The sequence below is a fragment of the Thermomonospora umbrina genome (assembly GCF_003386555.1).
GTDB classification, from domain to species: domain Bacteria; phylum Actinomycetota; class Actinomycetes; order Streptosporangiales; family Streptosporangiaceae; genus Thermomonospora; species Thermomonospora umbrina.
The window spans coordinates 6,253,729-6,273,877 of record NZ_QTTT01000001.1 but is presented as its reverse complement, the minus strand read 5'-3'; the positions used below and the strand labels follow the sequence as shown (position 1 = coordinate 6,273,877).

The 20,149-nt window shown below is 73.0% G+C and carries 19 protein-coding genes; 11 read left to right on the top strand and 8 right to left on the bottom strand.

What is annotated here, in order from left to right; translation table 11 throughout:
- Positions 1-104 precede the first annotated feature (104 nt).
- Entirely contained in the window at positions 105-1,616 is a 1,512-nt protein-coding gene (locus DFJ69_RS28095) for an MFS transporter (protein WP_245974613.1), read from the bottom strand.
- Between the two features lie 86 nt (positions 1,617-1,702).
- On the opposite strand from DFJ69_RS28095, the gene DFJ69_RS28090 reads away from it, so the two are divergent.
- Positions 1,703-2,161 (top strand): MarR family winged helix-turn-helix transcriptional regulator, encoded by a 459-nt coding sequence (locus DFJ69_RS28090; RefSeq protein WP_116025359.1) that lies wholly within the window; start codon positions 1,703-1,705, stop codon positions 2,159-2,161.
- A 35-nt stretch (positions 2,162-2,196) separates the two neighbouring features.
- On the opposite strand, the gene DFJ69_RS28085 is transcribed toward DFJ69_RS28090, so the two are convergent.
- On the bottom strand, positions 2,197-2,550 hold the full coding sequence (locus DFJ69_RS28085) for an STAS domain-containing protein (protein ID WP_116025358.1): 354 nt from the start codon (positions 2,548-2,550) through the stop codon (positions 2,197-2,199).
- A 364-nt stretch (positions 2,551-2,914) separates the two neighbouring features.
- On the opposite strand from DFJ69_RS28085, the gene DFJ69_RS28080 reads away from it, so the two are divergent.
- Positions 2,915-4,201, top strand: a complete 1,287-nt coding sequence (locus DFJ69_RS28080) for a glycosyltransferase family 4 protein (RefSeq protein ID WP_147312431.1) — start codon at positions 2,915-2,917, stop codon at positions 4,199-4,201.
- Between the two features lie 51 nt (positions 4,202-4,252).
- On the opposite strand, the gene DFJ69_RS28075 is transcribed toward DFJ69_RS28080, so the two are convergent.
- Positions 4,253-5,608, bottom strand: a complete 1,356-nt coding sequence (locus DFJ69_RS28075) for a M20/M25/M40 family metallo-hydrolase (RefSeq protein WP_116025356.1) — start codon at positions 5,606-5,608, stop codon at positions 4,253-4,255.
- A 264-nt stretch (positions 5,609-5,872) separates the two neighbouring features.
- Here DFJ69_RS28075 and DFJ69_RS28070 point away from each other — a divergent pair, with 264 nt between their 5' ends.
- From DFJ69_RS28070 to DFJ69_RS28060, 3 genes are all read left to right on the top strand, one after another.
- Positions 5,873-6,475, top strand: a complete 603-nt coding sequence (locus tag DFJ69_RS28070; RefSeq protein ID WP_116025355.1) for a TetR/AcrR family transcriptional regulator — start codon at positions 5,873-5,875, stop codon at positions 6,473-6,475.
- Positions 6,476-6,559: 84 nt separating this feature from the next.
- Positions 6,560-6,994 (top strand): SRPBCC family protein, encoded by a 435-nt coding sequence (locus DFJ69_RS28065; protein WP_116025354.1) that lies wholly within the window; start codon positions 6,560-6,562, stop codon positions 6,992-6,994.
- Positions 6,995-7,017: 23 nt separating this feature from the next.
- Positions 7,018-7,986 carry a TIGR03557 family F420-dependent LLM class oxidoreductase gene (locus DFJ69_RS28060; protein ID WP_116025353.1) on the top strand — a complete coding sequence of 323 codons (969 nt, stop codon included), beginning with the start codon at positions 7,018-7,020 and terminating at the stop codon, positions 7,984-7,986.
- A 15-nt stretch (positions 7,987-8,001) separates the two neighbouring features.
- Here the strand turns inward: DFJ69_RS28060 and DFJ69_RS28055 are convergent, their stop codons facing one another.
- Positions 8,002-8,946: an alpha/beta hydrolase gene (locus tag DFJ69_RS28055; RefSeq protein ID WP_116025352.1), complete on the bottom strand. Its 945-nt coding sequence runs from the start codon at positions 8,944-8,946 to the stop codon at positions 8,002-8,004.
- 23 nt (positions 8,947-8,969) lie between these two features.
- Complete coding sequence (locus tag DFJ69_RS28050) at positions 8,970-9,707, bottom strand: gamma-glutamyl-gamma-aminobutyrate hydrolase family protein (protein ID WP_116025351.1); 738 nt, start codon at positions 9,705-9,707, stop codon at positions 8,970-8,972.
- Between the two features lie 528 nt (positions 9,708-10,235).
- On the opposite strand from DFJ69_RS28050, the gene DFJ69_RS28045 reads away from it, so the two are divergent.
- Positions 10,236-11,405, top strand: a complete 1,170-nt coding sequence (locus DFJ69_RS28045) for a globin domain-containing protein (RefSeq protein ID WP_116025350.1) — start codon at positions 10,236-10,238, stop codon at positions 11,403-11,405.
- Here DFJ69_RS28045 and DFJ69_RS28040 read toward each other — a convergent pair.
- Together DFJ69_RS28040 and DFJ69_RS28035 are read right to left on the bottom strand one after the other, a co-directional pair.
- Positions 11,374-12,450 carry an MBL fold metallo-hydrolase gene (locus DFJ69_RS28040; protein WP_116025349.1) on the bottom strand — a complete coding sequence of 359 codons (1,077 nt, stop codon included), beginning with the start codon at positions 12,448-12,450 and terminating at the stop codon, positions 11,374-11,376. The genes DFJ69_RS28045 and DFJ69_RS28040 overlap by 32 nt on opposite strands.
- Before the next feature lie 77 nt (positions 12,451-12,527).
- Positions 12,528-13,346, bottom strand: a complete 819-nt coding sequence (locus DFJ69_RS28035; protein ID WP_116026981.1) for a helix-turn-helix domain-containing protein — start codon at positions 13,344-13,346, stop codon at positions 12,528-12,530.
- A gap of 240 nt (positions 13,347-13,586) precedes the next feature.
- Here DFJ69_RS28035 and DFJ69_RS28030 point away from each other — a divergent pair, with 240 nt between their 5' ends.
- The 4 genes from DFJ69_RS28030 (at position 13,587) to DFJ69_RS28015 (ending at position 17,183) form a co-directional block, all read left to right on the top strand.
- Positions 13,587-14,744 carry a sensor histidine kinase gene (locus DFJ69_RS28030; RefSeq protein ID WP_245974612.1) on the top strand — a complete coding sequence of 386 codons (1,158 nt, stop codon included), beginning with the start codon at positions 13,587-13,589 and terminating at the stop codon, positions 14,742-14,744.
- Entirely contained in the window at positions 14,741-15,424 is a 684-nt protein-coding gene (locus DFJ69_RS28025; RefSeq protein WP_116025348.1) for a response regulator transcription factor, read from the top strand. Before DFJ69_RS28030 ends, DFJ69_RS28025 begins: the two co-directional genes overlap by 4 nt.
- Before the next feature lie 89 nt (positions 15,425-15,513).
- Positions 15,514-16,410, top strand: a complete 897-nt coding sequence (locus DFJ69_RS28020) for an ABC transporter ATP-binding protein (RefSeq protein ID WP_116025347.1) — start codon at positions 15,514-15,516, stop codon at positions 16,408-16,410.
- Positions 16,407-17,183 (top strand): ABC transporter permease, encoded by a 777-nt coding sequence (locus DFJ69_RS28015; RefSeq protein ID WP_116025346.1) that lies wholly within the window; start codon positions 16,407-16,409, stop codon positions 17,181-17,183. The genes DFJ69_RS28020 and DFJ69_RS28015 overlap by 4 nt, the downstream gene beginning before the upstream one ends.
- Positions 17,184-17,189: 6 nt before the next feature.
- Here the strand turns inward: DFJ69_RS28015 and thyX are convergent, their stop codons facing one another.
- Positions 17,190-17,987: an FAD-dependent thymidylate synthase gene (thyX, locus tag DFJ69_RS28010; RefSeq protein WP_116025345.1), complete on the bottom strand. Its 798-nt coding sequence runs from the start codon at positions 17,985-17,987 to the stop codon at positions 17,190-17,192.
- A 97-nt stretch (positions 17,988-18,084) separates the two neighbouring features.
- Here thyX and DFJ69_RS28005 point away from each other — a divergent pair, with 97 nt between their 5' ends.
- Positions 18,085-20,139: a molybdopterin-containing oxidoreductase family protein gene (locus tag DFJ69_RS28005; protein ID WP_116025344.1), complete on the top strand. Its 2,055-nt coding sequence runs from the start codon at positions 18,085-18,087 to the stop codon at positions 20,137-20,139.
- The last annotated feature ends 10 nt before the right edge of the window (positions 20,140-20,149 follow it).

Below are 20,149 nucleotides of genomic sequence, written 5' to 3'. Positions count from 1 at the left end.
TCCACCGGTACGGAGGCGGACGCGTCCCGTTCGCCGAACGTTCACCGCACGACGGAGGGGCGCGGCGATCGCCGCGCCCCTCCGTTCCCCGTGGTCCCCCGTCGTCAGACCTCGTCGGCCGCGGCGGCGACCGGCACGGCCTCCGCCCGGTGCGCCCCCGCGCTCCGGCGGCGCAGCAGCGGGACGAGGGTGATGGTGAGCCCGGCCAGCGCCACGAAGGTGATGAAGACCAGGCCCGGACGGAAGGCGTCGAGCATGGCCTCCGGCACCGGAGCCCCGCCCTCGGCGGGCGCCTCGGTGGCGATCAACGCGGTGGTGACGGCGAGCACCAGCGCGGCGCCGACCTGGCCGGAGGTCTGCACCAGACCGGCGGCCAGCCCCTGCTCGTGGTCGTCGATGCCCGCGGTGGCCTGAACGTTGATGGACGGGAAGCCCAGCGCGAACCCGACGCCCAGCAGCAGCACGCTCGGCAGGATCGCGGTGAGATACACCGGCGAGGTGTCGATGGGCAGGAACAGCACGTACCCGACGACCAGCGCCGCCATGCCGGCGATGATGAACCGGGCGGTCCCGAACCGGTCCATCACGGTTCCGGCGAACGGGGCGCTCACCACGACCAGCAGGCCGAGCGGCAGCAGCGCCATCGCCATCTTCAGCGGCTCCCAGCCCAGCACGTCCTGCAGGTAGAGGGTCACGATGAACTGGAAGGACAGGTACGAGCCGAACAACGCGATGATCGCCACGTTGGCCCGCACCAGCGAGGTCTTGCGCAGAATGCCGAGCCGGACCAGCGGGTGCGCGATCCGCTGCTCCACGAGGACGAAGGCGGCGAGCAGCGCGGCGGCCACGACGAACAGTCCGATCGTGACCGGGTCGAGCCAGCCCCGTTCCGGCGCGGACACCAGGTTGTAGACCAGCAGCAGCATCGCGCCGGTGGAGGTGACGGCGCCGAGGATGTCGTAGCCGCCGGACGCGGCCGGCTTGTCCCGCGGGATCAGCAGGTAGGCGGCGACCAGCGCGGCGACCGCGATGGGCACCGGCATCAGGAACGTCCAGCGCCAGCCGATGCCGGTCATCAGACCGCCGAAGATCAGGCCGGACGAGTAGCCGCTGGCGCCGAAGACGGTGTAGATGGACAGCGCCTTGTTGCGGGCCTTGCCCTCGGCGAACGTGGTGGTGATGATCGACAAACCGGTGGGGGCGGTGAAGGCGGCGCTGACACCCTTGATGAAGCGGGTGGCGATCAGCAGCGGGCCGGAGTCCACCAGCCCGCCCACCAGCGAGGCCACCGCGAACACCGCCAACGCGATGAGGAACACGCGGCGACGGCCGAGCAGGTCGGCGGTGCGTCCGCCGAGCAACAGCAGGCCGCCGTAGCCGAGCACGTAGCCGCTGACGATCCACTGGAGGCTGGAGGTGCCCAGGCCGAGTTCGGCGCCGATGGACGGGAGCGCGACGCCGACCATCGAGACGTCGAGTCCGTCCAGGAACAGCACCAGGGACAGGACGATGAGGATTCCCCAGAGCCGCGCGGGCCAGCGCTGCCGCTCCTGGGGTCCATCGGACGAGGACGGGTAGGGGGTCTCCCGGGAGGTCCGGGCCTTGGTCGTAGTCACGGAAGAGGAAGTTACATGCACGCGCATCAAATGTCCACGCATTAAATGCGTTTGCATCTAATGCACGGACATGCTATGGTCCGGTCATGACGGAAGCGTCCGGAGGCGGGTTGGCCGAGCGCTGGCGCGAGGTGCTCGCCTGCTACAGCAGGGTGTCGTGCGCGCTGGACCGGGAACTCCAGGAAGCCCACGGGATCGGCATGAGCGAGTTCGAGGCCCTCGACCGGATGGCCGAGTCCCCGCACCCCAAGGTCAAGATGCACCAGTTGGGCGCGGACATGTACCTGAGCCAGAGCGCCCTGTCCCGCACCGTGGCCCGTCTCGAGCGCGCCGGCCTGCTGGAGCGCGGCTCGTGCCCGGAGGACCGCCGCGCCGTCTTCGTCTCGCTCACCGAGGCGGGCCGGGCCCTGCACGCCCGGGCCCGCGTCACCCAGCGCGCCGTGCTGGCCGAGCGCTTCGACTCCGACGCCGACCCGGCCCCCTGCGAGCCCTCCGACACGACCGACGGCACGCCGGTGGACGCCTCGTCCCTGACGACCGCCTGAGGGCGCCGTCCAGCGACGGCCCGACGAAGAGACTGTCAGGAGCCGGTGAAGTCGTCCAGGCTGTCGTAGATCTCGAAGGCCCGCCGCATCCCGGTGATGTCCAGCACGCGGGCCACCCGCGGCTGCAGCCCCACCAGCACGAAGCGCCCCTGGAGCCCGCCGACCCGCTTCCATGAGCGCACCAGGCCGCCGAGCCCGCACGAGTCCATGAACGTGACCGACGTCATGTCGATCACCAGCCGGGGCGGTGTGCGCGCGCCGCACGCCTCGTCCACCCGTCGGTTCAGGGTCGCGATGCCGGCGACGTCGAGCTCGCCCGACAGTCCCAGCACCGACCAGAGGCCGACCGTGTGCACGTTCACACGGAGTATCTCGGCCGTCTCCGTCATTCCCGGGCCTCCCTACCCGAAGCCTTCACCCCGCTCACCCGTCGCGACGAGGTCGAATCGGCCGGTGAGCGATCCGGTCGGGACCGCGGCCTCTCACCGCGCCCCTGTCGAGAGCATCCCCCGCGCCGTGCTTCACGTCATCCCTATCCGGGAAATCGGTCCGCTATCAACCCGACACCTGGCGTTGCGGTCACCTTCGGCCCGTGTTCGGCCCGCGCACGACCCCGGCCGGCTCCGGACACGCCCCGCGTGATCTTTCTCGCCCGCGAAGGCAACAGAGCGGGAGGGCAAAGCGTCTTGAGAGAGAACACGAGGTGGATTCCGGGTAAGTCGGACATCACCACCTCCGGCATGGGGAGTGCGCTTGACGGGGTCGATCGACGTGCGCAAGAAGGCTCGGGGGATCGCTCGCAGGGCGGCGGGACGGACACAGCGGCTCTTGCGCCGCTCCGCGCTGCTGCTTCTGCGGCTGGCCTACGCGCTGCGCGGCGGGGGCCGCCGCGAGGAGCGGCTGCGCGTCCGCATCCTGCTGCAGTACGCGTACGGGATGGGGGGCACCATCCGCACGGCGCTGAACCTGGCGGGCCATCTCGCCCAGCGCTACGACGTCGAGGTCGTCGGCGTGGTGCGGACGCGGGAGCGGCCGTTCTTCGAGTTCCCGCCCGGGGTGAAGATCATCGACGTGCACGACCAGACCGCCGAGGCGGGCCGGCTGGAACGGCTGGTGTCCCGGATCCCGAGCGTGCTGACCCCGAGGCGGGACGTGACGGCCCCCGGCGTGAACCTGTGGACGGACCTCAAGACGGCCCGGATGCTGCTGTCCGGGCGGCCCGACGTGCTGATCGGCACCAAGCCGGTGCACAACATGCTGATCGCCGAGGTGGCGCCGCGCTCGGTGGTCACCATCGGACAGGACCACATGAACCTGACCGCCTACAAGCCCTGGCTGCGCGCGGGCATCATCCGGTCCTATCCGCGCCTGTCCCTGTTGACCGTGCTCACCGAAGCCTCGGTCGACGACTTCGGGGCGCTGCTGGACGGCGGGGGACCGCGGATCGAGCAGGTGCCGAACGCGATCCCGCTGCTGAACGGGGGCCGGGCCGACACCGACCGGAAGGTGATCATCACCGCGGGCCGGCTGACCCGGCAGAAGGGCTACGACATGCTGATCCGCGCGTACGCGGACGTCGCGTCGGCCCATCCCGACTGGTCGCTGCGGATCTTCGGCTCGGGTCGCGAGCGCGCCAAGCTGGCCAAGATGATCGCCGACCGGGGGCTGGAGGGGACGGTGGAGCTGCGCGGCCCCAGCGACGACCTGGGCTCGGAGCTGGCCCAGGCGTCGGTGTGCGTGCTGTCGTCCCGCTACGAGGGCATGCCGATGGTGGTCCTCGAGGCGATGAGCAAGGGGCTGCCGGTGGTGGCGTTCGACTGCCCGACCGGGCCGGCCGAGCTGATCGACCACGGCGAGAACGGGCTGCTCGTGCCCCCCAAGGACGTGCCCGGGCTGGCCGCGGCGCTCCGCAAGGTCATCGAGGACGACGAGCTGCGGCGGCGGCTCGGGGAGCGCGCCCTCCGCTCCGCCACGGCCTACGCGCTGCCCGAGATCGGCGCCCGCTGGGAGGCGCTGATCGACGAGCTGACCCGGCGTTGACGCCGTCCCCGTGCTCTCCGGCGGGGGGCACGGGGACGGCGTCGGGCCCGTTCAGCCGCGCGCCACGTCGTAGGCGGCGCAGCCGATCAGTTCCAGCGACACCTGGAGCCGCTGGAGGCTGATGTTGGCGGCGATGGTGTCCTCGGGGGTGTGGTAGATCGGCTCCAACTGACTGGGGGCCTCTCCCCCGCGCCAACTGAAGTTCCCGGCGGCGATGCCCCGCTCGTGGAACGCCTCGTGGTCGCTGGACCCGCGGGCCGTCGGCCCCTTGGTCTGCCCCCGGTACCCGAGCCGGTCGGCGGCCGCCGCGACGGCGGCCGTGGTGGTGTTGTCGGCGCCGTCCACCGACAACAGCCAGTACGTCCCGGCCGGCGGGTGACTGGTGGCCACCATGTCGTTCTGGAAGCAGCCGCTGATCCGCCGGGCGTGCTCGTCGGTCAGCTCCTTGACGTAATGGCGCGCGCCGATCAGCCCGTACTCCTCCGAGCCCCACAGGGCGAACCGCAGCGTCTGCTGGGTCGGGAGCCTGCGGAGGACCCGCGCCAGCTCCAGGCACAGCACCGTGCCGCTGCCGTCGTCGTTGGCGCCGGGCGAGCCGGGCACGCTGTCGTAGTGGGCGCTGACGATGACCTCCCTGCCCTCGGGGTTGGGCAGCGTGGCGCGCCGCTCGGCGAGCACGTTGTACGAGGTCAGGCCGCTGTGCAGGGTCACCTCCAGGGACAGCTCGCGCACCCCGCCCCGGATCCGCTCACCGTGGTACTGCGCCACGCCGAGCACGGGGACGCTCACGTTCTCGGTGAGCGTCGGGGTGAAGGCGGCGGCCTTGCGCTCCGGGAAGGCGACCGGCGGCACGTTCGCGATGAGCACGGCGGCGGCGCCCTTGGCCGCCGCCGCCTTGGCCTGGGCGGTCTCGCCACCGGTGACGCGGGTGAAGAGCACGAGCCCGCCCGTGACGTCCTCGGTGACGTCCGTGGTCGCGCCGAGGTCGACCACCTCGCCCCTGGCCGCGCCGAGTGCGCCCTGCGGGGAGGCGCTGCACTGCCAGTGGACGCCACGCGCCCGCATCTCGGCGAGGTACTTGTCCGCCACGGGGAACGGCTGCAGCGCCACGTCGTACCCGAGGGCGCGCAGCACCCCGGCGGCGTAGCGGGCGGCGCGGTGCTCGCCCCGCGTCCCGGCGATCCGCCAGCCGATGTCGTCGCTGAGCACCCGCAGATGCCGCAGCGCCCGGCGGGCGTCGACCTTGGCGACCACGGCGCGGTCGCCCATGGTCAACGCGGGCGCTCCGCTCGCGCCCGGACGCCGCCGCGTGGCGGCCGCCGCCGTCCCGGGACCGAATCCGGCGGCGGCGAACCCGGCGAAGGCTGCGGCGCCGGCCAGCAGTTCACGGCGTCTGACCTCGGGCATGGCGACTCCTCGAACTCATCGGCCCGCCGGCCGGCGCCCGGGTCGGCGGGACCGGCGACGGGTTACGGTGCGTGACGCAAGGGGCACCCTTTTCACAGCGAACGTACGAAATGACCCTCTGTGCCACAAGGCTCATGATCTGCGCGCAACCGAACCGTGATCGGGCGCCGGGGGAACGCGTGCCGCCGCTTGACATCGGCAGGCGGAGCATAAGGTAATGCGGCAGGTAGGGGAGACGGATATGGGGACGGAGGCGAGGAGGCCATGAGCACGGACGGGCGCTCCCTGCGCGACGCGCTGCTGGACGCCTTCGCCGAGCTGCTCACGCTGCGCGGTTACCGGGGCGTTCGGATGCAGGACGTCGCCGACGCCGTCGGGGTCAGCAGACAGACCGTCTACAACGAGTTCGGCGACAAGTGGGGGCTCGCCCGGGCCCTGGTGATCCGCGACAACGACCAGTACCTCGACGGCATCGACCAGGTGCTCTCCCAGCACGAGGACCTGTACTCGGCGGTGGCCGCCGCGGTGCGGTTCACGCTGGAGATGTCGGCCGACGACCCGGTGAAGAAGGCGGTCCTGACGGGCACCGGGGCCGAGGAGCTGCTGCCGCTGCTGACCACGCAGGCCGAGCCGGTGCTGTTCACCGCCCGGACGCGGATCATCGAGCACGCGACGGCGCAGTGGCCCCGGCTCGACCGCGAGGGGCCCGACGCCCTCCAGGAGGTCGTCGACGCGGTGGTCCGGCTGACGATGAGCCACGCGCTGCTGCCCTCCGACCCCCCGGAGCGGGTGGCGCGGGTGATCGCCCGGCTGGTGACCCGCTACTACGGGGAGCCCGACCACGGGGGGCCCGACGCCGCCCCGTGACGTCCGGGACGGGGTGTTGCCCACGTCACCCCCTCGGCCGATCATGGGGACGTCGAACCGCCCCCGACGCCCGAGGAGAACGCCGTGCCGAGGTCGTACGCCAGCGTCGTGATCAACGCGAGCGCCGAGGAGGTGTGGACGTTCCTCCGCGACTTCGGCAACCTGGCCGACTGGCGGGTCGGCATCGCGACCTGCGCGATCGAGGACGGCGGCCCGCCGGACCGGGTGGGCTGCGTGCGCCGCCTGATCGGGATCGGCGACCTGGTGTTCCGGGAGCGGCTGACCGGCCTGGACGACGCCGCCCGCTCCTGCTCGTACGAGATCCTGGAGTCGCCGCTGCCGGTGCGCGACTGCCGCGCCACGATCCGGGTCGCGCCGGTGACCGACACCGGGCAGGCGTTCGTGGAGTGGCAGGCCGAGTTCGCCGCCGATCCCGCCGACGAGCACGCCATGACGGCCACCTTCGACAGCGCCGTGCTGGGGTCCGGGCTCGACCGGCTGCGGCGTCGTTTCGGCTGATCCCCGGGGGTAGGGGTGCGCGCATGGAGTTCGGATACACCATGCTGTGCGAGCAGACGCCGCCCAAGCAGTTGGTCCCCGACCTGATCCTCGCCGAGGCCGCCGGCTACGACTTCTCGGTGACCTCCGACCACTACTCCCCCTGGATCGAGGAGCAGGGGCACTCGGCCTACGCCTGGGCGGTGCTGGGCGCCGCCGCCCACGCCACCGAGCGGATCCCGCTGATGACGTTCGTGACCTGCCCCACCATGCGGTACCACCCGGCGGTGGTGGCGCAGAAGGCCGCCACGATGGGCGTGCTGTCCGACGGCCGGTTCACGCTGGGCCTGGGCGCCGGGGAGAACCTCAACGAACACGTGGTCGGCCACGGCTGGCCCTCGGTGGACGTCCGGCACGAGATGCTCGCGGAGGCCCTGGAGATCATCGGGGCCCTCTCCACCGGCGACCACGTCAACTACCACGGCGTCCACTTCGACGTGGACTCCGCCAGGCTCTGGGACCTGCCCGACCGTCCGGTGCCGATCGCGGTGGCGGCCGGGGGCCCGCGGGCGGCGACGCTGGCGGGCGAGTTCGGCGACGCGATCGTCGCGACCGAGCCCGACACCGCGGTCCTGGAGGAGTTCGTCGCGACCGGCGGCGAGGGCAAGCCGCGGTACGGCCAGATCCCGGTGTCGTACGACGCGGACGTGGACGCCGCCCGGGAGCGCGCCCACCGGCTGTGGCGCTGGGGCACCGCGGGCTGGAAGGTGATGGCGGAGCTGCCGGGCCCGGCGGGCTTCGCCGCCCACGCCGCGCACGTCAGGCTCGAGGACGTCGCCCGGACCGTCCCGTGCGGGCCGGACCCGGAGGTCTACGCGGAGGCGGTGCGCCCGTACGCCGAGGCCGGGTTCACCCACGTCGCGCTGTGCCAGGTCGGCGCGTCCCGGCAGCGGGACTTCCTGTCGTGGTCGGAGGCCGAACTGCTGCCGGCGCTGCGGCGCCGCTTCGGCTGACCCGGCCCGACGGGGTCAGCGCGGCGCGTTCTCCACCACGGCCGTCGAGTCGAACGCCGCGCGCAGCGCCCGCACGGCCATGGCGCGGGCGTCCCTCCCCGCGTCGAAGATCTCGGGGAGCAGGAAGAACGAGTGCACCGCGTCGTCGAAGCGGCGCAGCTCCACCGGCACGCCCGCCTCCGCCAGCCGCCGCGCGTACGCCTCGCCCTCGTCGCGCAGGATGTCGCAGCCCGCCGTGATCACCGTGGCGGGGGCCGCCCCCGCCAGGTCGCGGGCGCGCAGCGGCGAGAGCCGGGGATCGTCGGCGTCGGCGTCTCCCCGGTACATGCCCAGGAAGGCCGCCATCATCGCGCCGTCCAGCCCGAAGCCGGACGCGTACTCCGACCAGCTCGGGGTGTCCATCGCCGCGTCGGTGACGGGATAGACCAGCAGTTGGTGGACCAGCGGGACGCCCTCGTCGCGGGCGCGCAGCGCGGTGACCGCCGCCAGGTTGCCCCCGGCGCTCTCCCCCGCGACCGCGACGGCCCCCGGGTCCGCGCCGTAGCGCTCCGGGTCGGACGTCAGGTCGGACAAGACGGCCCAGGCGTCCTCGACGGCGGCCGGGAACGGGTGCTCGGGGGCCAGCCGGTAGCCGACGCTGACCACGGCGCACCCCGCGCCGACGGCGAGCTCGCGGCAGACCTCGTCGACGTGCTCGATCCCGCCGACCACCCATCCCCCGCCGTGCAGGTACACCAGCACGGGCAGCGGGCCACGGGACGGCGGCTCCGGACGGTAGAGGCGGACCGAGATCGGCCCGCCGGGCCCGTCGACCTTCAGGTCGCGCACCTCGGGCAGCGCCCGCCGCTCGGTCGGCCAGGGCGGGCGTCGCAGGTCCTCCAGCGTGGGAGCGTCGCCGTTGAGCTGCGCGCACAGGCTCAGCAGTTCACGGAATCGCTCGATCTGGGGCTGCGGTGCCATGGGGCCTCCTGGTCGGGTCGCGGCTAACGTCCGGCGGATTCGGCGACGAGCGCCTCGAACAACCGCGGATCGTCGCCGTCCTCGGGATGCCACTGCACGCCGAGACCAAACCGGTGGCCCTGCACCTCGACCGCCTCGACCACCTGATCCTCCGTCCACGCGACCGCGGTCAGTCCCTCGCCGAGCCGGTGGACCGCCTGGTGGTGGTAGGTCGGCACGTCGGCCGCCTCCCCGAGGATCTTGCCGACGCCGCTCGTGGGACTGATCCGCACGCGGTGCGCGCCGACCTTCCCGGGCCCGGGACCGTGTCCGCTGTGGCCGACCGCCTCGGGCAGGTGCTGGATCAGGGTGCCCCCACGGGCCACGTTCAGCACCTGGAGCCCCCGACAGATCGCCAGGAACGGCAGGCCCGCGTCGAGCGCGGCGCGCAGCAGCGCCAGTTCGAAGCGGTCCCGCTGGGGCTGCGGCTCCCCGGTCTCGGCGTGCGGCTCGGCCCCGTAGAGCGAGGGCTCCACGTCGGGGCCGCCGGTCAGGAGGAGTCCGTCCAGCCGCCGCACGAGGCCCGGCACGCCGCTGAGGGACGCCGTCGGCGGGAGCAGCACCGGGACGCCGCCCGCGCGCTCGACCGACCGGACATAGGAGGCCGGCAGCAGCGCCGCCTCGCGCACCCACACTCCCCAACGGGCGGCCTCCAGGTACGTCGTCACGCCGATGAGGGGCGGATCTCCCTGAGGTGCCGCCCCGGTCGTGCCCTTCGTCATGCGTGACTCCTCCTTTCCGTACCGAGCGGTGATCGCGGGCCGGTTCATCGATGCGCCCGGTGTTCCGGTGTCAGGTCATCATGGCGCATCCCGCCGGATTTCGGACGCCCGATGAATGATGATCTTGGCGCCTCGGACCCCGCCCGACGGGGCCGACACGGGGTGAGGATCCTCTCCCGGGGGGTCGATGAGATCTCGCTCACCTTCTCCCCCTCCCGTGCCCGATGTCACCGACCGTACCCGCCGCGGCGGCGCCCGGCCCGGGCCCCTTACGCGCGGTGACCCCCGAGCGTGCCGGCCGGAAAGAATACCGCCCGGTATTCCGCCTTGGATCACGACGTCGAACAAAGACCGGAATCACCGACTCGAAGACCAATTCCACAATCCTGTCGCGAAGCGGTTGAGAGTCGGCTCATTCGGGTGCGAGACTCCCACCGAGCCGGACACGCCGCCGGTGCGGGCGCCGAGGAGGGCCTTCCGCACCAGGCGGACCGGGCCGAGTGAATGAGCCGGGGGGGTGCTTGGCTTATGCCATCCGACGCGACAATCATCAAAGAGAGTTTCGCGCTGATCGAACCCGATGCGGAAAAGGCGACGGCCTATTTCCACGGCCGGCTGTTCGCCGAACATCCGCGATTGCGGGCGCTGTTCCCGCCCGCGATGGACGGACAGCGCGACCGCCTGCTGGAGGCGCTGGTCAGGATCGTGTGGAACCTGGACCGTCCGGAGGCGCTCGGGGGGTACCTGCACCGGCTGGGCCGCGACCACCGTCGCCTGGGCCTGCGGCCCGAGCACTACGCGGCGGTGGGCACCGCGCTGATCGCGACGCTGCGCCGGTTCGGCGGGTCCGGCTGGACCCCGCGCATCGAGGCCGCCTGGACCTCGGCCTACTCGGCCGCCGCCGCGGCCATGATCGACGCCGCCGAGGCGGACGCGGCCCACGCCCCGCCCTGGTGGGCCGCCGAGGTCGTCGCCCATGACCGACGCCGCCACGACCTCGCGGTCGTGACCGTCCGGCCCGACCAGCCCCTGACGTTCACCGCCGGACAGTACGTGACGGTGCAGACGGCCCGGTGGCCGAGGGTGTGGCGTCCGTACTCGGTGGCCAACGCGCCCAGGCCGGACGGCACCCTCACCCTGCATGTGCGAGCGGTGCCCGCCGGTTGGGTGAGCGGCACCCTGGTCCGCTACACGGCGGTGGGCGACACGCTGACCCTGGGTCCGGCGCAGGGCGCCATGACCCTCGACCCGGCCTCCGACCGCGCCCTGCTGCTGATCGCCGGGGGCACGGGCCTGGCCCCGCTCAAGGCGCTGCTGGAGCAGGCCGTGGCGGAGGACGACGAACGCCCGGTCCATCTGGTGTGGAGCGTCCGCACCGCGCACGACCTGTACGACCTGCCCGGCCTGCGGGCGATCGAGGCCCGCCGTCCGGGCCTGCGGGTGACGCCGGTGATCTCGGACGAGCCCGCCGGCGAGGGCGAGGAGGGCGAGCGCGGCGGCGTGTCCGAGGTGCTCGAACGGCTCGGCGGCTGGGAGGGGCACGACGCCTATGTCTGCGGCCCGACCCCGATGGTGGCCGAGGCCGTGGGCGCCCTGCACGACCTGGGCGTCCCTCCCGAACGGGTGCGCTGCGACGAGGCCGACGTCGACGCCTCCGGCCTGGGGCTCACGACGCCGGAGCGGGCGATCGCCTCATAGTCCGCCAGCGGACCGGCGCGCCCGGCGCGCCCTCCGGGGCCTGGACGCGATCCTGGGCGGCCAGCATCACCAGGTGCGCGAGCGTCTCCAGCATCGCGGTGCGCCGCATGAACGGCCGGATCTGCTCCCAGGGCCTGGACCAGGTCAGCCGGCGGGCCAGGTCCCAGGCGGTGGCGCCCTCGTCGCCGGCCGCGATGACCAGGAGCGCGATCTCGTCGAGCCGGGTCGTGTGATGGGCGGCCAGCGCGGTGACCCGGTCGGCGAGGCCGGCGAAGCGGTACTCGTGGGCGGGCAGCACCTCCTCCACGTCCAGGCCGCGGACCTTGTCCAGGGAGTCGAAGAAGTCGGCCAGCGGGTTGTGCCGCTGCTGCGGGTGCACGGCGATGGCCGGGGTGATCCTGGGCAGCACGTGGTCGCCCGACAGCAGCAGCCTGCGGTCGGTGTCCAGGAAGCAGACGTGACCCGGCGAGTGGCCCGGCGTCCACACCGTCCGCAGCCGCCAGCCCGGCAGCGGCACCTGCTCTCCGTCCTCCAGCAGCAGCTCCGGGTCGGTGTGCCGGACCAGCGGCAGGATGGCGCGGGAGGCGTCGGCGAGCGGCCCGATCTCCTCCTCGGGGACGCCGTGCGTCCGCATCTGCGCGCCGATCGAGGAGATCAGCCCCTCGAAGTCCCGGTAGCGCTCGCGCAGCAGCCCGGCGTCGGCCGGGTGCAGCGCCACCCAGGCCCCGGACGCCTCCCTGATCCGTCCGGCCAGGCCGTAGTGATCGGGATGCAGATGGGTGACCAGCACCGCCCGGACGTCGGTGACCTCGTATCCGGCGGTCCGCAGCCCGCCGCACAGGGCGTCCCACGCCTCGGCGGTGTCCCAGCCGGCGTCCACCAGGGCGATGCCGTCCGGCAGCTCCAGGCCGTACACCAGCACGTAGCGGAGCGGGTTGTCCGGCAGCGGGACCGGGAACGACCACAGGCCCGGCCGGACCTGCTCGACCGGTGGCAGCACCTTGTCCCGCCACGCCTGATGCTGCACCGTGCCCGTGACCTTCACCGCGCGCTCCTCATCCGGCGAACGATTCCCCGGCCACGGTGTCTATCACGGACCCGCCCGCCGCCCCTCGGCGGCCCTCACCACCCGGCCCGCTCGCGCAGGAAGGCCGCCGTCTCCTCGTCGGCCGGGTAGAACGACTCGATGGCCAGCTCGGCCAGCGTGATGTCGACCGGCGAGCCGAAGGTCGCGATCATGCTGAAGAACGACAGCTCCCGACCGTTCATCCGGACGCGCAGCGGCACCATGACCTCGTTGCCGGTCGGCTTGGGGAACAGCGGCGTGGGGGCGTCCTCGTCCGACGCCACGGGGAAGTCGCGCAGCTCGCGGTAGAGCTGGGCCAGCGACTCGTCGGCGGTGAGGGCCACGTGCCGCCGCACCCGGTCGACCATGTGGGCCCGCCACTCGGCCAGGTTGACGATGTGCCGGGCCAACCCGCTCGGGTGCATGCTCAGCCGCAGCGCGTTGACCGGCGGCTCCAGCAGTTCGGGCGCGGCGCCCTCCATGAACAGGCCCGCCGCCGCGTTGGCGTCGATGAGGTTCCAGTAGCGGTCCACCACGATCGCCGGGTGCGGCTCGTGACCGGTGAGCAACTGGCGCAGCGCCGCCCGCACGGAGTCCATCCGGGGCTCCTCCATCGAGGTCTCCGCGTACACCGGCGCGTATCCGGCCGAGACGAGCAGCAGGTTGCGGTCCCGCAGCGGCACGTCCAGGTGCTCGCACAGCCGCAGCACCATCTCGCGGCTCGGCACGGAACGGCCGGTCTCCACGAAGCTCAGATGCCGCGTCGACACGTCGGCCTCCAGGGCGAGTTCGAGCTGGCTGAGCCTGCGCCGCTGCCGCCAGGCGCGCAGTTGCTCCCCCACGGGCCGCACGTCACCGAACGAGGTGGTCGTCATCGTCGTCACGACACCGACGGTAGCCGGTGGCCGATCACGGCGGCGATGACGTGGGAGGTCATGCCCGTGCCACAGGCCTCCTGCGGTCGCCCCGGGCGAGCGGGATCAACGGCGCCGACGTCTGCGTGGACGGCGGCCGGGACCATCCGAGCGTCCGACGGTCCCGGGATCGACCGAGGTCGGTCCCCCGTCGACTTCCGGCCATACTCCGCTGACCGGCGGATTGGCTACGTTGTGGGAGTGGCGCGACGATTCCCCCGTGTCCGGGGCACCGACCTCGGTTATGTGTCCCTGGCGGCGGCCGTGGGCGTGTTCTTCGTCGTCGCCTCGCACACCGACCCCAACGCCGGCGATCTGCCGCCGCTCCTCCTCGATGTGTCCGTCGGGCTGGTGTGGACCGTGGTGTTCCTGCTGTTCCGGCGGCGCCTCCCGGGCACGATGGCGGCGGCTTCGAGCGTGGTCGCGATCGTGTCGGCGACGGGGCTCGGCCTCGCCTCGGTCGCCGGGCTGAACGTCGCCGTGCACCGGCCCCGGCGGGTCACCGCCGCGCTGGCCGCCTGGCACATCCTGCTGATCACCGCGGTCTGGCGGCTGGACGACACGACCTCCGAGCGCGCGTACTGGGAGTCCCTGCTCGTCGTCACGCTGCTGCACGTGGTGATGGTCTCCTTCGGGATGCTGGTCCGCTCGCAGCGGCTGCTGGTGGTCGCCGCGCAGGAACGGGCCCGACAGGCGGAGGAGGGCCAGCGGCTGCGCGTCGAGGAGGCCCGCCACCACGAGCGGGAGCGGCTGGCGCGCGAGATGCACGACGTGCTCGCCCACCGGATCTCGCTGCTGGCCGTGCACGCCGGGGCGCTGGAGTACCGGGGCAACCTGCCCCCCGAGGAGGCCCGGGCGGCCGGCGTGATCCGGGAGTGCGCGCACGACGCGCTGGAGGACCTGCGCGAGGTGATCGGCATCCTGCGGGAGTCCCCGGACGACGACGCCGAACGCCCCCAGCCGACCCTCGGGGACCTGGCGGCCCTGGTCGCGGAGTCCCGGCGGGCCGGCGAGCACGTCACGTTGGAGCACCTGGTCCCCGACGGGCCCGCGATCCCGTCCCGGGTCGGCCGGCACGCCTACCGGATCGTCCAGGAGGGGCTCACCAACGCGCGCAAGCACGCGCCGGGGGCGCACGTCCGGATCATCGTGGACGGCCGGCCGGGCGACGGGCTGACCATCGAGATCGCCAATCCCCTGCCGGTGGGGCGCTCCACCGCCCCCGCCGTGCTGCCCGGTGCCGGGGCGGGGCTGATCGGGCTGAGCGAACGGGTGGGTCTGGTGGGCGGGCGGCTGGAGCACGGCGGCACCTCGGGTGGTGACTTCCGGTTGCGGGCGTGGCTACCGTTTCCGGGATGAACACCCCCCTACGGGTCCTGATCGTCGACGACGACGCCCTGGTCCGGCTCGGCCTGTCCATGATGCTGGCCGGGGCCGAGGACCTGGAGGTGGTGGGCGAGGTCGCCGACGGCGCCGAGGTCGTCGGCGCGGTCAACGACCTCCGGCCCGACGTGGTGCTGATGGACATCCGGATGCCCCGGATGGACGGGCTGGCCGCCACGGAGCGGCTGCGCGCCCGCCGCGAGCCCCCGGAGGTCATCGTGCTGACGACCTTCGACACCGACGAGCACATCCTGCGGGCGATGCGCGCCGGGGCGGGCGGGTTCCTGCTCAAGCACACCCCTCCCGCCGAGATCGTCCGGGCGATCCGCCAGGTGGCGGCCGGGGAGCCGATGCTGTCCCCCTCGGTGCTGCGGCGGATGATGACCTATGTCGGCGACCTGGCGGACGCGCCCCGCGACCCCCGCCGCGAACGGGCCCGGCGGGCGTTGGAGGACCTCAGCCCGGGCGAGCGCTCGGTGGCGCTGCTGGTCGGCGAGGGCCGTTCCAACGGCGACATCGGCCGCGAACTTTCGATGAGCGTGGCGACCGTCAAGGCGTACGTGTCGCGGGTGCTGGCCAAGCTGGGGCTCAACAACCGGGTGCAGGTGGCGCTGCTGGTGCACGACGCCGCGCTGGAGGACGGCCCGCCGGGCTGACGAAGGTCGGCAGGGGCGTCGACCGGGGTCGATCGAACGTCGACCGGTGGCCGCGGCGGCGGTCGGCGGCCCACCGCCACGTTGGACGCATGATCGAAGTAGACCAGCTCACCAAACGCTACGGGGACGTCTCCGCCGTCACGGACGTGTCGTTCCGCTGCGAGCCGGGCACCGTCACCGGCTTCCTCGGGCCGAACGGCGCCGGAAAATCCACCACGATGCGGATGATCTGCGGGCTGGCCCCTCCCACGTCGGGCTCGGCCACCGTGCTGGGCGTCCCGTACCGGCGGATCGCCAACCCCGGACGGCACGTCGGGGTGCTGCTCGACGCCGCCGCGCAGCACTCGGGCCGCACCGGCAGGGAGACGCTGTCACTGTCCGCGCACGTCTTGGGCGTCGACCGGGAACGGGCCGGGCGGATGCTGCGGGACGTGGGGCTGCCGGCCGCCGCCGCCCGACGCCGGGTCGGCGGCTACTCGCTGGGCATGCGGCAGCGGCTGGGCATCGCGCAGGCCCTCCTCGGCGACCCCCGCGTGCTGATCCTGGACGAGCCCGCCAACGGCCTGGACCCCGAGGGAATCCACTGGATGCGGACCCTGCTGCGCGACTTCGCCGACCGGGGCGGCACCGTGCTGCTGTCGTCGCACCTGCTCCGCGAGGTCGAGGCCGTCGCCGACCGCTTCGTGGTGATCGCGGGCGGCCGGATCGTCGCGCAGGGCGACAAGCGGGAGCTCCTCACGGCCCCCGGCGGGACGTACGTCCGGGCGCTCGACCCCGGCCCGCTGGAGGAGGTGCTGGCCGCGTCGGGTCTGCCGGCGCGGCGCGGTGTCGACGGCTCGCTGACCGTCGACGCGGACGCCGAGGCCGTGGGCCGCGCCGCCGCCAAGGCGGGCGCCGTCCTGCTGGAGCTGCGGCCCGCCGGAGAGGGCGGGCTGGAGGAGCTGTTCCTGTCCCTGACCGCCGAGCCGAGGGAGACCGCGCCATGACCGCCACGACGTTTCAGGTCGATCGGCCCACCGCGCCGTCGCTCCTCACGCTGACCGTCGTCGAGCTGCGCAAGATGGTCGACACCCGTGCGGGCCGGTGGCTGCTGGTCTGCGTGGCCCTCATCGGCGTCGCGCTGGTGGGCGTGGTCCTGTTCGCGGCCCCGCGCGCCGATCGGACGACGCCCCTGATGTACAGCGCCGCGCTGAGCGGCGTCGCCGTGCTGCTGCCGGTCCTCGGGGTGCTGTCGGTGACCGGCGAATGGTCTCAACGAACGGCGCTCACCACGTTCACGCTGGTGCCCGAACGCGAACGGGTGATCGCGGCCAAGCTCCTCGCCGGCGCCGTGCTGGCCTTCCTGTGCCTGGTGGTGTCGGCCGTGTCCGCCTGGGCGGGCCGGTTGCTGGGGGCGGTCCTGGGCCGTACCGACGCGGGGTGGGGCGTTCCGCCGTCGATGTTGGCGACCACGCTGCTGATGGCCGTCCTCGGCGTGTGGGCCGGGGTGGCGTTCGGCATGCTGTTCCTGAACCCGCCGCTGGCGATCGTGCTGTTCTTCCTGCTGCCGATCACCTGGGCGATCCTGGGCGAGACCGTCTCCGCGCTCGACGGTGCCGCGAACTGGCTCGACACCGCCCGCACCACGGAGCCCCTCAGCGAACCCGGCGCCGAGATGACCGGCCGGGCCTGGGCCCGGCTGGCCGTCTCACAGAGCCTGTGGCTGCTGCTGCCGCTGGTGCTGGGGGCGGGGCGGGTGATCAGACGGGAGGTGAAGTAGCCGGTCTCAGACCTTGCGCCACCGCGGCATCCACGCGCCGTCCTCGACGGTGTAGTCGCCGAAGAGCGCGGGGGCCTCCCGCCGCATCAGCTCGCCGATCCGGTGGAAGAGGACGCGGATCTCCTCCTCCGCCCCGGGGGCGGTGCGGGACTCGATGGTGTGGCGCAGCGTCCGCACGTTGGCCGTCCAGACGAGACCGGTGGCCACGCCCTCGGGCGCGAACCGCCGCATGAACGAGGTCTTGTGCTTCTTCTCCGAGAACGGCACGCCCTCGTCGTCGAGGCCGAAGCGGGCCGCCATCCAGCCCTGGAACTCCTCCATCTGCTCCAGGAGGGCGGTGGCCCGCTTCATCAGCTCGGGGTCCTCCCGCGCCCACTCGGGGAACCAGAAGGGGATGTCCTGGAGCCGCACGAAACGCAGCGACTCCTGGGAGATGGCCACACCCGGCCGGTGACGCACGAGTTCGTGGGTGGCCACCCGGCTGACGTTGTGCAGCACGAAGCTGAAGCTCACGTGCTCGAGCACCGAGCCGTGCATGCTGCGCAGGATGTTCTGCAGGTACTGGTCCTGGTCGGTGCGGACCCGGGTGACGTTCGGGTTCAGACCGGGCTCCCACGACCGGTAGCACAGCCGTCCGGCGAACTCGGCGAGGTTCTGCGGGTCGTTGAGCTCTCTGTCGAGGTCACCGCGGTCGAACCGTTCGAGCCAGCTCTCGCCGCCCACGTCCTGGAGGTACCGGGCGACCTCGTCATAGTCCAGCTCGGGCTTGGCGACCAGGAAAACTTCGGGTTCGACGCTTTTCACCTGGTCAACGGTACCCATACCCCCGGGGGTCTGGGTACCGCCCCGCCGAGTAAGGTCCGTCCCATGAGAACGCTCATGAGCCCGGCGCGGTGACCCGATGGCCCGTCCGCTGAAGGTGCTGGGCGCCTGCCCCCTCGACTGCCCGGACACCTGCTCGTGGGAGGTCACCGTCGAGGACGGCCGGGCGACGCGGCTGCGCGGCCATCGGGAGCACCCGTTCACCCGTGGCGCGCTGTGCACCAAGGTCAACCGCTGGCTGGAACGGGCCCACTCCCCCGACCGCGTCCTGCATCCGCTGCGACGGACGGGCCGCAAGGGCGAGGGCCGGTTCGCGCGGATCACCTGGGACGAGGCCCTCGACGAGATCGCCGACCGGCTCGGGCGGATCGTCGAGGAGCACGGCGGCGAGGCGATCTGGCCGTACTGGGGCACCGGCAGCCTCGGCTGGATCCAGGGCATGAACGGGCAGGCGGGTCAGCGCCTGTTCAACGTGCTGGGGGCGTCGCGGCACCATCCCTCGATCTGCTCGATCGCGGGGGGCCACGGGCTGTTCTACGCGACGGGCACCTCGGCGGGCATCGACCCTGAGACGCTCGCGCTGTCCAAACTCATCATCCTGTGGGGCACCAACACCCTCACCAGCGGCCATCACCTGTGGAAGTTCGTCCAGGACGCCCGCCGCGACGGGGCCCGCGTGGTGGCGATCGACCCCATCCGGACCCGTACCGCCCGGCAGGCGGACGAGCACCTCGCGCCCCTGCCCGGGACCGACGCCGCGCTCGCCCTCGGACTGATGAACGTGATCGTGGGGCTCGGCGCCGAGGACCGCGCGTACCTCGCCGAGCACACCCTCGGCTGGGACGAGTTCCGCGAACGCGTCGCGCGGTTCCCCCCGCACCGGGCGGCGGAGATCACCGGCGTTCCCGAGAGCGCCATCGTCGCGCTCGGGGAGCGGATCGCCCGCACCCGGCCCACCGCCGTTCGCACCGCCATGGGCCTGCAGCGGCACGCGGGGGGCGGCGCCGCGCTGCGCACCCTCGCCTGCCTGCCGGGCGTGACCGGCGACTGGGCGCTGCCGGGCGGCGGTCTGTCGTACTCCACCGATGATCACTTCCCGATCGACCGAGGGGCGCTGTTCCGCGACGACCTGCGGCCCGTCCGCACGCGCCGGCTGTCGATGACCCGTCTCGGCGAGGGCCTGCTGGACGTGGACGACCCGCCGGTCAAGGCGCTGTTCGTCATCGCCGCCAACCCGGCCGCGAGCGCGCCCCATCAGTCCAGGGTCCGCGCCGGGCTGGCGCGGGAGGACCTGTTCACCGTCGTGATGGAGCACTTCCTCACCGACACGGCCGACCACGCCGACATCGTCCTGCCCGCCACCATGCAGCACGAGCACGCCGACCTGCACAACGGCTACGGCCACCTCTACCTGGCCTGGAACGAGCCGGCGGTGGCTCCGCCCGGGGAGTGCCTGTCCACCACCGAGACGTTCCGCAGGCTGGCCCGGCGGCTCGGGCTCACCGAGCCGAGCCTGTACGACTCCGACGAGGAGCTGGCCGAGCAGGCGCTCGGCTCAGGCCACGAGCGGCTGGCCGGGATCACCCTCGACCGGCTCCGCAAGGAGGGCTTCGCCCGGCTCGCGGTCCCCACCCCGTTCACGCCGTTCGCCGAGGGCTTCCCGACGCCGTCGGGTCGGCTGGAGTTCGTCTCCCGCCGCGCCGCGATGGCCGGGCACGACCCGGTGGCCGGTTACGTCCCGCCCGCCGAGGGGCCCGACCTCGAACGGGCCCGGCGCCACCCGCTCTCCCTGATCTCCTCCGCGTCCCATCACTTCCTCAACACCATGTTCGCCGACGACCCCGAACTGCGCCGCCGGGCCGGCGGCCCCAGGGTGGTCGTCCACCCGGACGACGCGGCCGCGCTCGGGATCGTCGACGGGCAGTTGGTGCGGGTGTCCAACGACCGCGGCTCCCTCGACGCCGTCGCGGAGGTGAACGACTCCGTCCGCCCGGGGGTGGCGGCCACCACGAAGGGCCATTGGCCGAAGCACTCCGGGGGCGCCAATGCGAACGCGCTCGTCGACGAACGCGATTCCGATATGGGCGGCGGCGCCGTTTACCACGACACCCGCGTCCGCATCACCGCGCGTTGACATCGGAATG

What these genes read in the sequence shown, in the direction of transcription:
- DFJ69_RS28020 (WP_116025347.1), top strand. Translation starts at nt 15,514, where the DNA reads ATGATCGAAGTAGACCAGCTCACCAAACGCTACGGGGACGTCTCCGCC.
- DFJ69_RS28055 (WP_116025352.1), bottom strand. Translation starts at nt 8,946, where the DNA reads ATGGCACCGCAGCCCCAGATCGAGCGATTCCGTGAACTGCTGAGCCTG.
- DFJ69_RS28090 (WP_116025359.1), top strand. Translation starts at nt 1,703, where the DNA reads ATGACGGAAGCGTCCGGAGGCGGGTTGGCCGAGCGCTGGCGCGAGGTG.
- DFJ69_RS28035 (WP_116026981.1), bottom strand. Translation starts at nt 13,346, where the DNA reads ATGACGACCACCTCGTTCGGTGACGTGCGGCCCGTGGGGGAGCAACTG.
- DFJ69_RS28085 (WP_116025358.1), bottom strand. Translation starts at nt 2,550, where the DNA reads ATGACGGAGACGGCCGAGATACTCCGTGTGAACGTGCACACGGTCGGC.
- DFJ69_RS28070 (WP_116025355.1), top strand. Translation starts at nt 5,873, where the DNA reads ATGAGCACGGACGGGCGCTCCCTGCGCGACGCGCTGCTGGACGCCTTC.
- DFJ69_RS28060 (WP_116025353.1), top strand. Translation starts at nt 7,018, where the DNA reads ATGGAGTTCGGATACACCATGCTGTGCGAGCAGACGCCGCCCAAGCAG.
- DFJ69_RS28025 (WP_116025348.1), top strand. Translation starts at nt 14,741, where the DNA reads ATGAACACCCCCCTACGGGTCCTGATCGTCGACGACGACGCCCTGGTC.
- DFJ69_RS28015 (WP_116025346.1), top strand. Translation starts at nt 16,407, where the DNA reads ATGACCGCCACGACGTTTCAGGTCGATCGGCCCACCGCGCCGTCGCTC.
- DFJ69_RS28045 (WP_116025350.1), top strand. Translation starts at nt 10,236, where the DNA reads ATGCCATCCGACGCGACAATCATCAAAGAGAGTTTCGCGCTGATCGAA.
- DFJ69_RS28075 (WP_116025356.1), bottom strand. Translation starts at nt 5,608, where the DNA reads ATGCCCGAGGTCAGACGCCGTGAACTGCTGGCCGGCGCCGCAGCCTTC.
- DFJ69_RS28050 (WP_116025351.1), bottom strand. Translation starts at nt 9,707, where the DNA reads ATGACGAAGGGCACGACCGGGGCGGCACCTCAGGGAGATCCGCCCCTC.
- DFJ69_RS28005 (WP_116025344.1), top strand. Translation starts at nt 18,085, where the DNA reads ATGGCCCGTCCGCTGAAGGTGCTGGGCGCCTGCCCCCTCGACTGCCCG.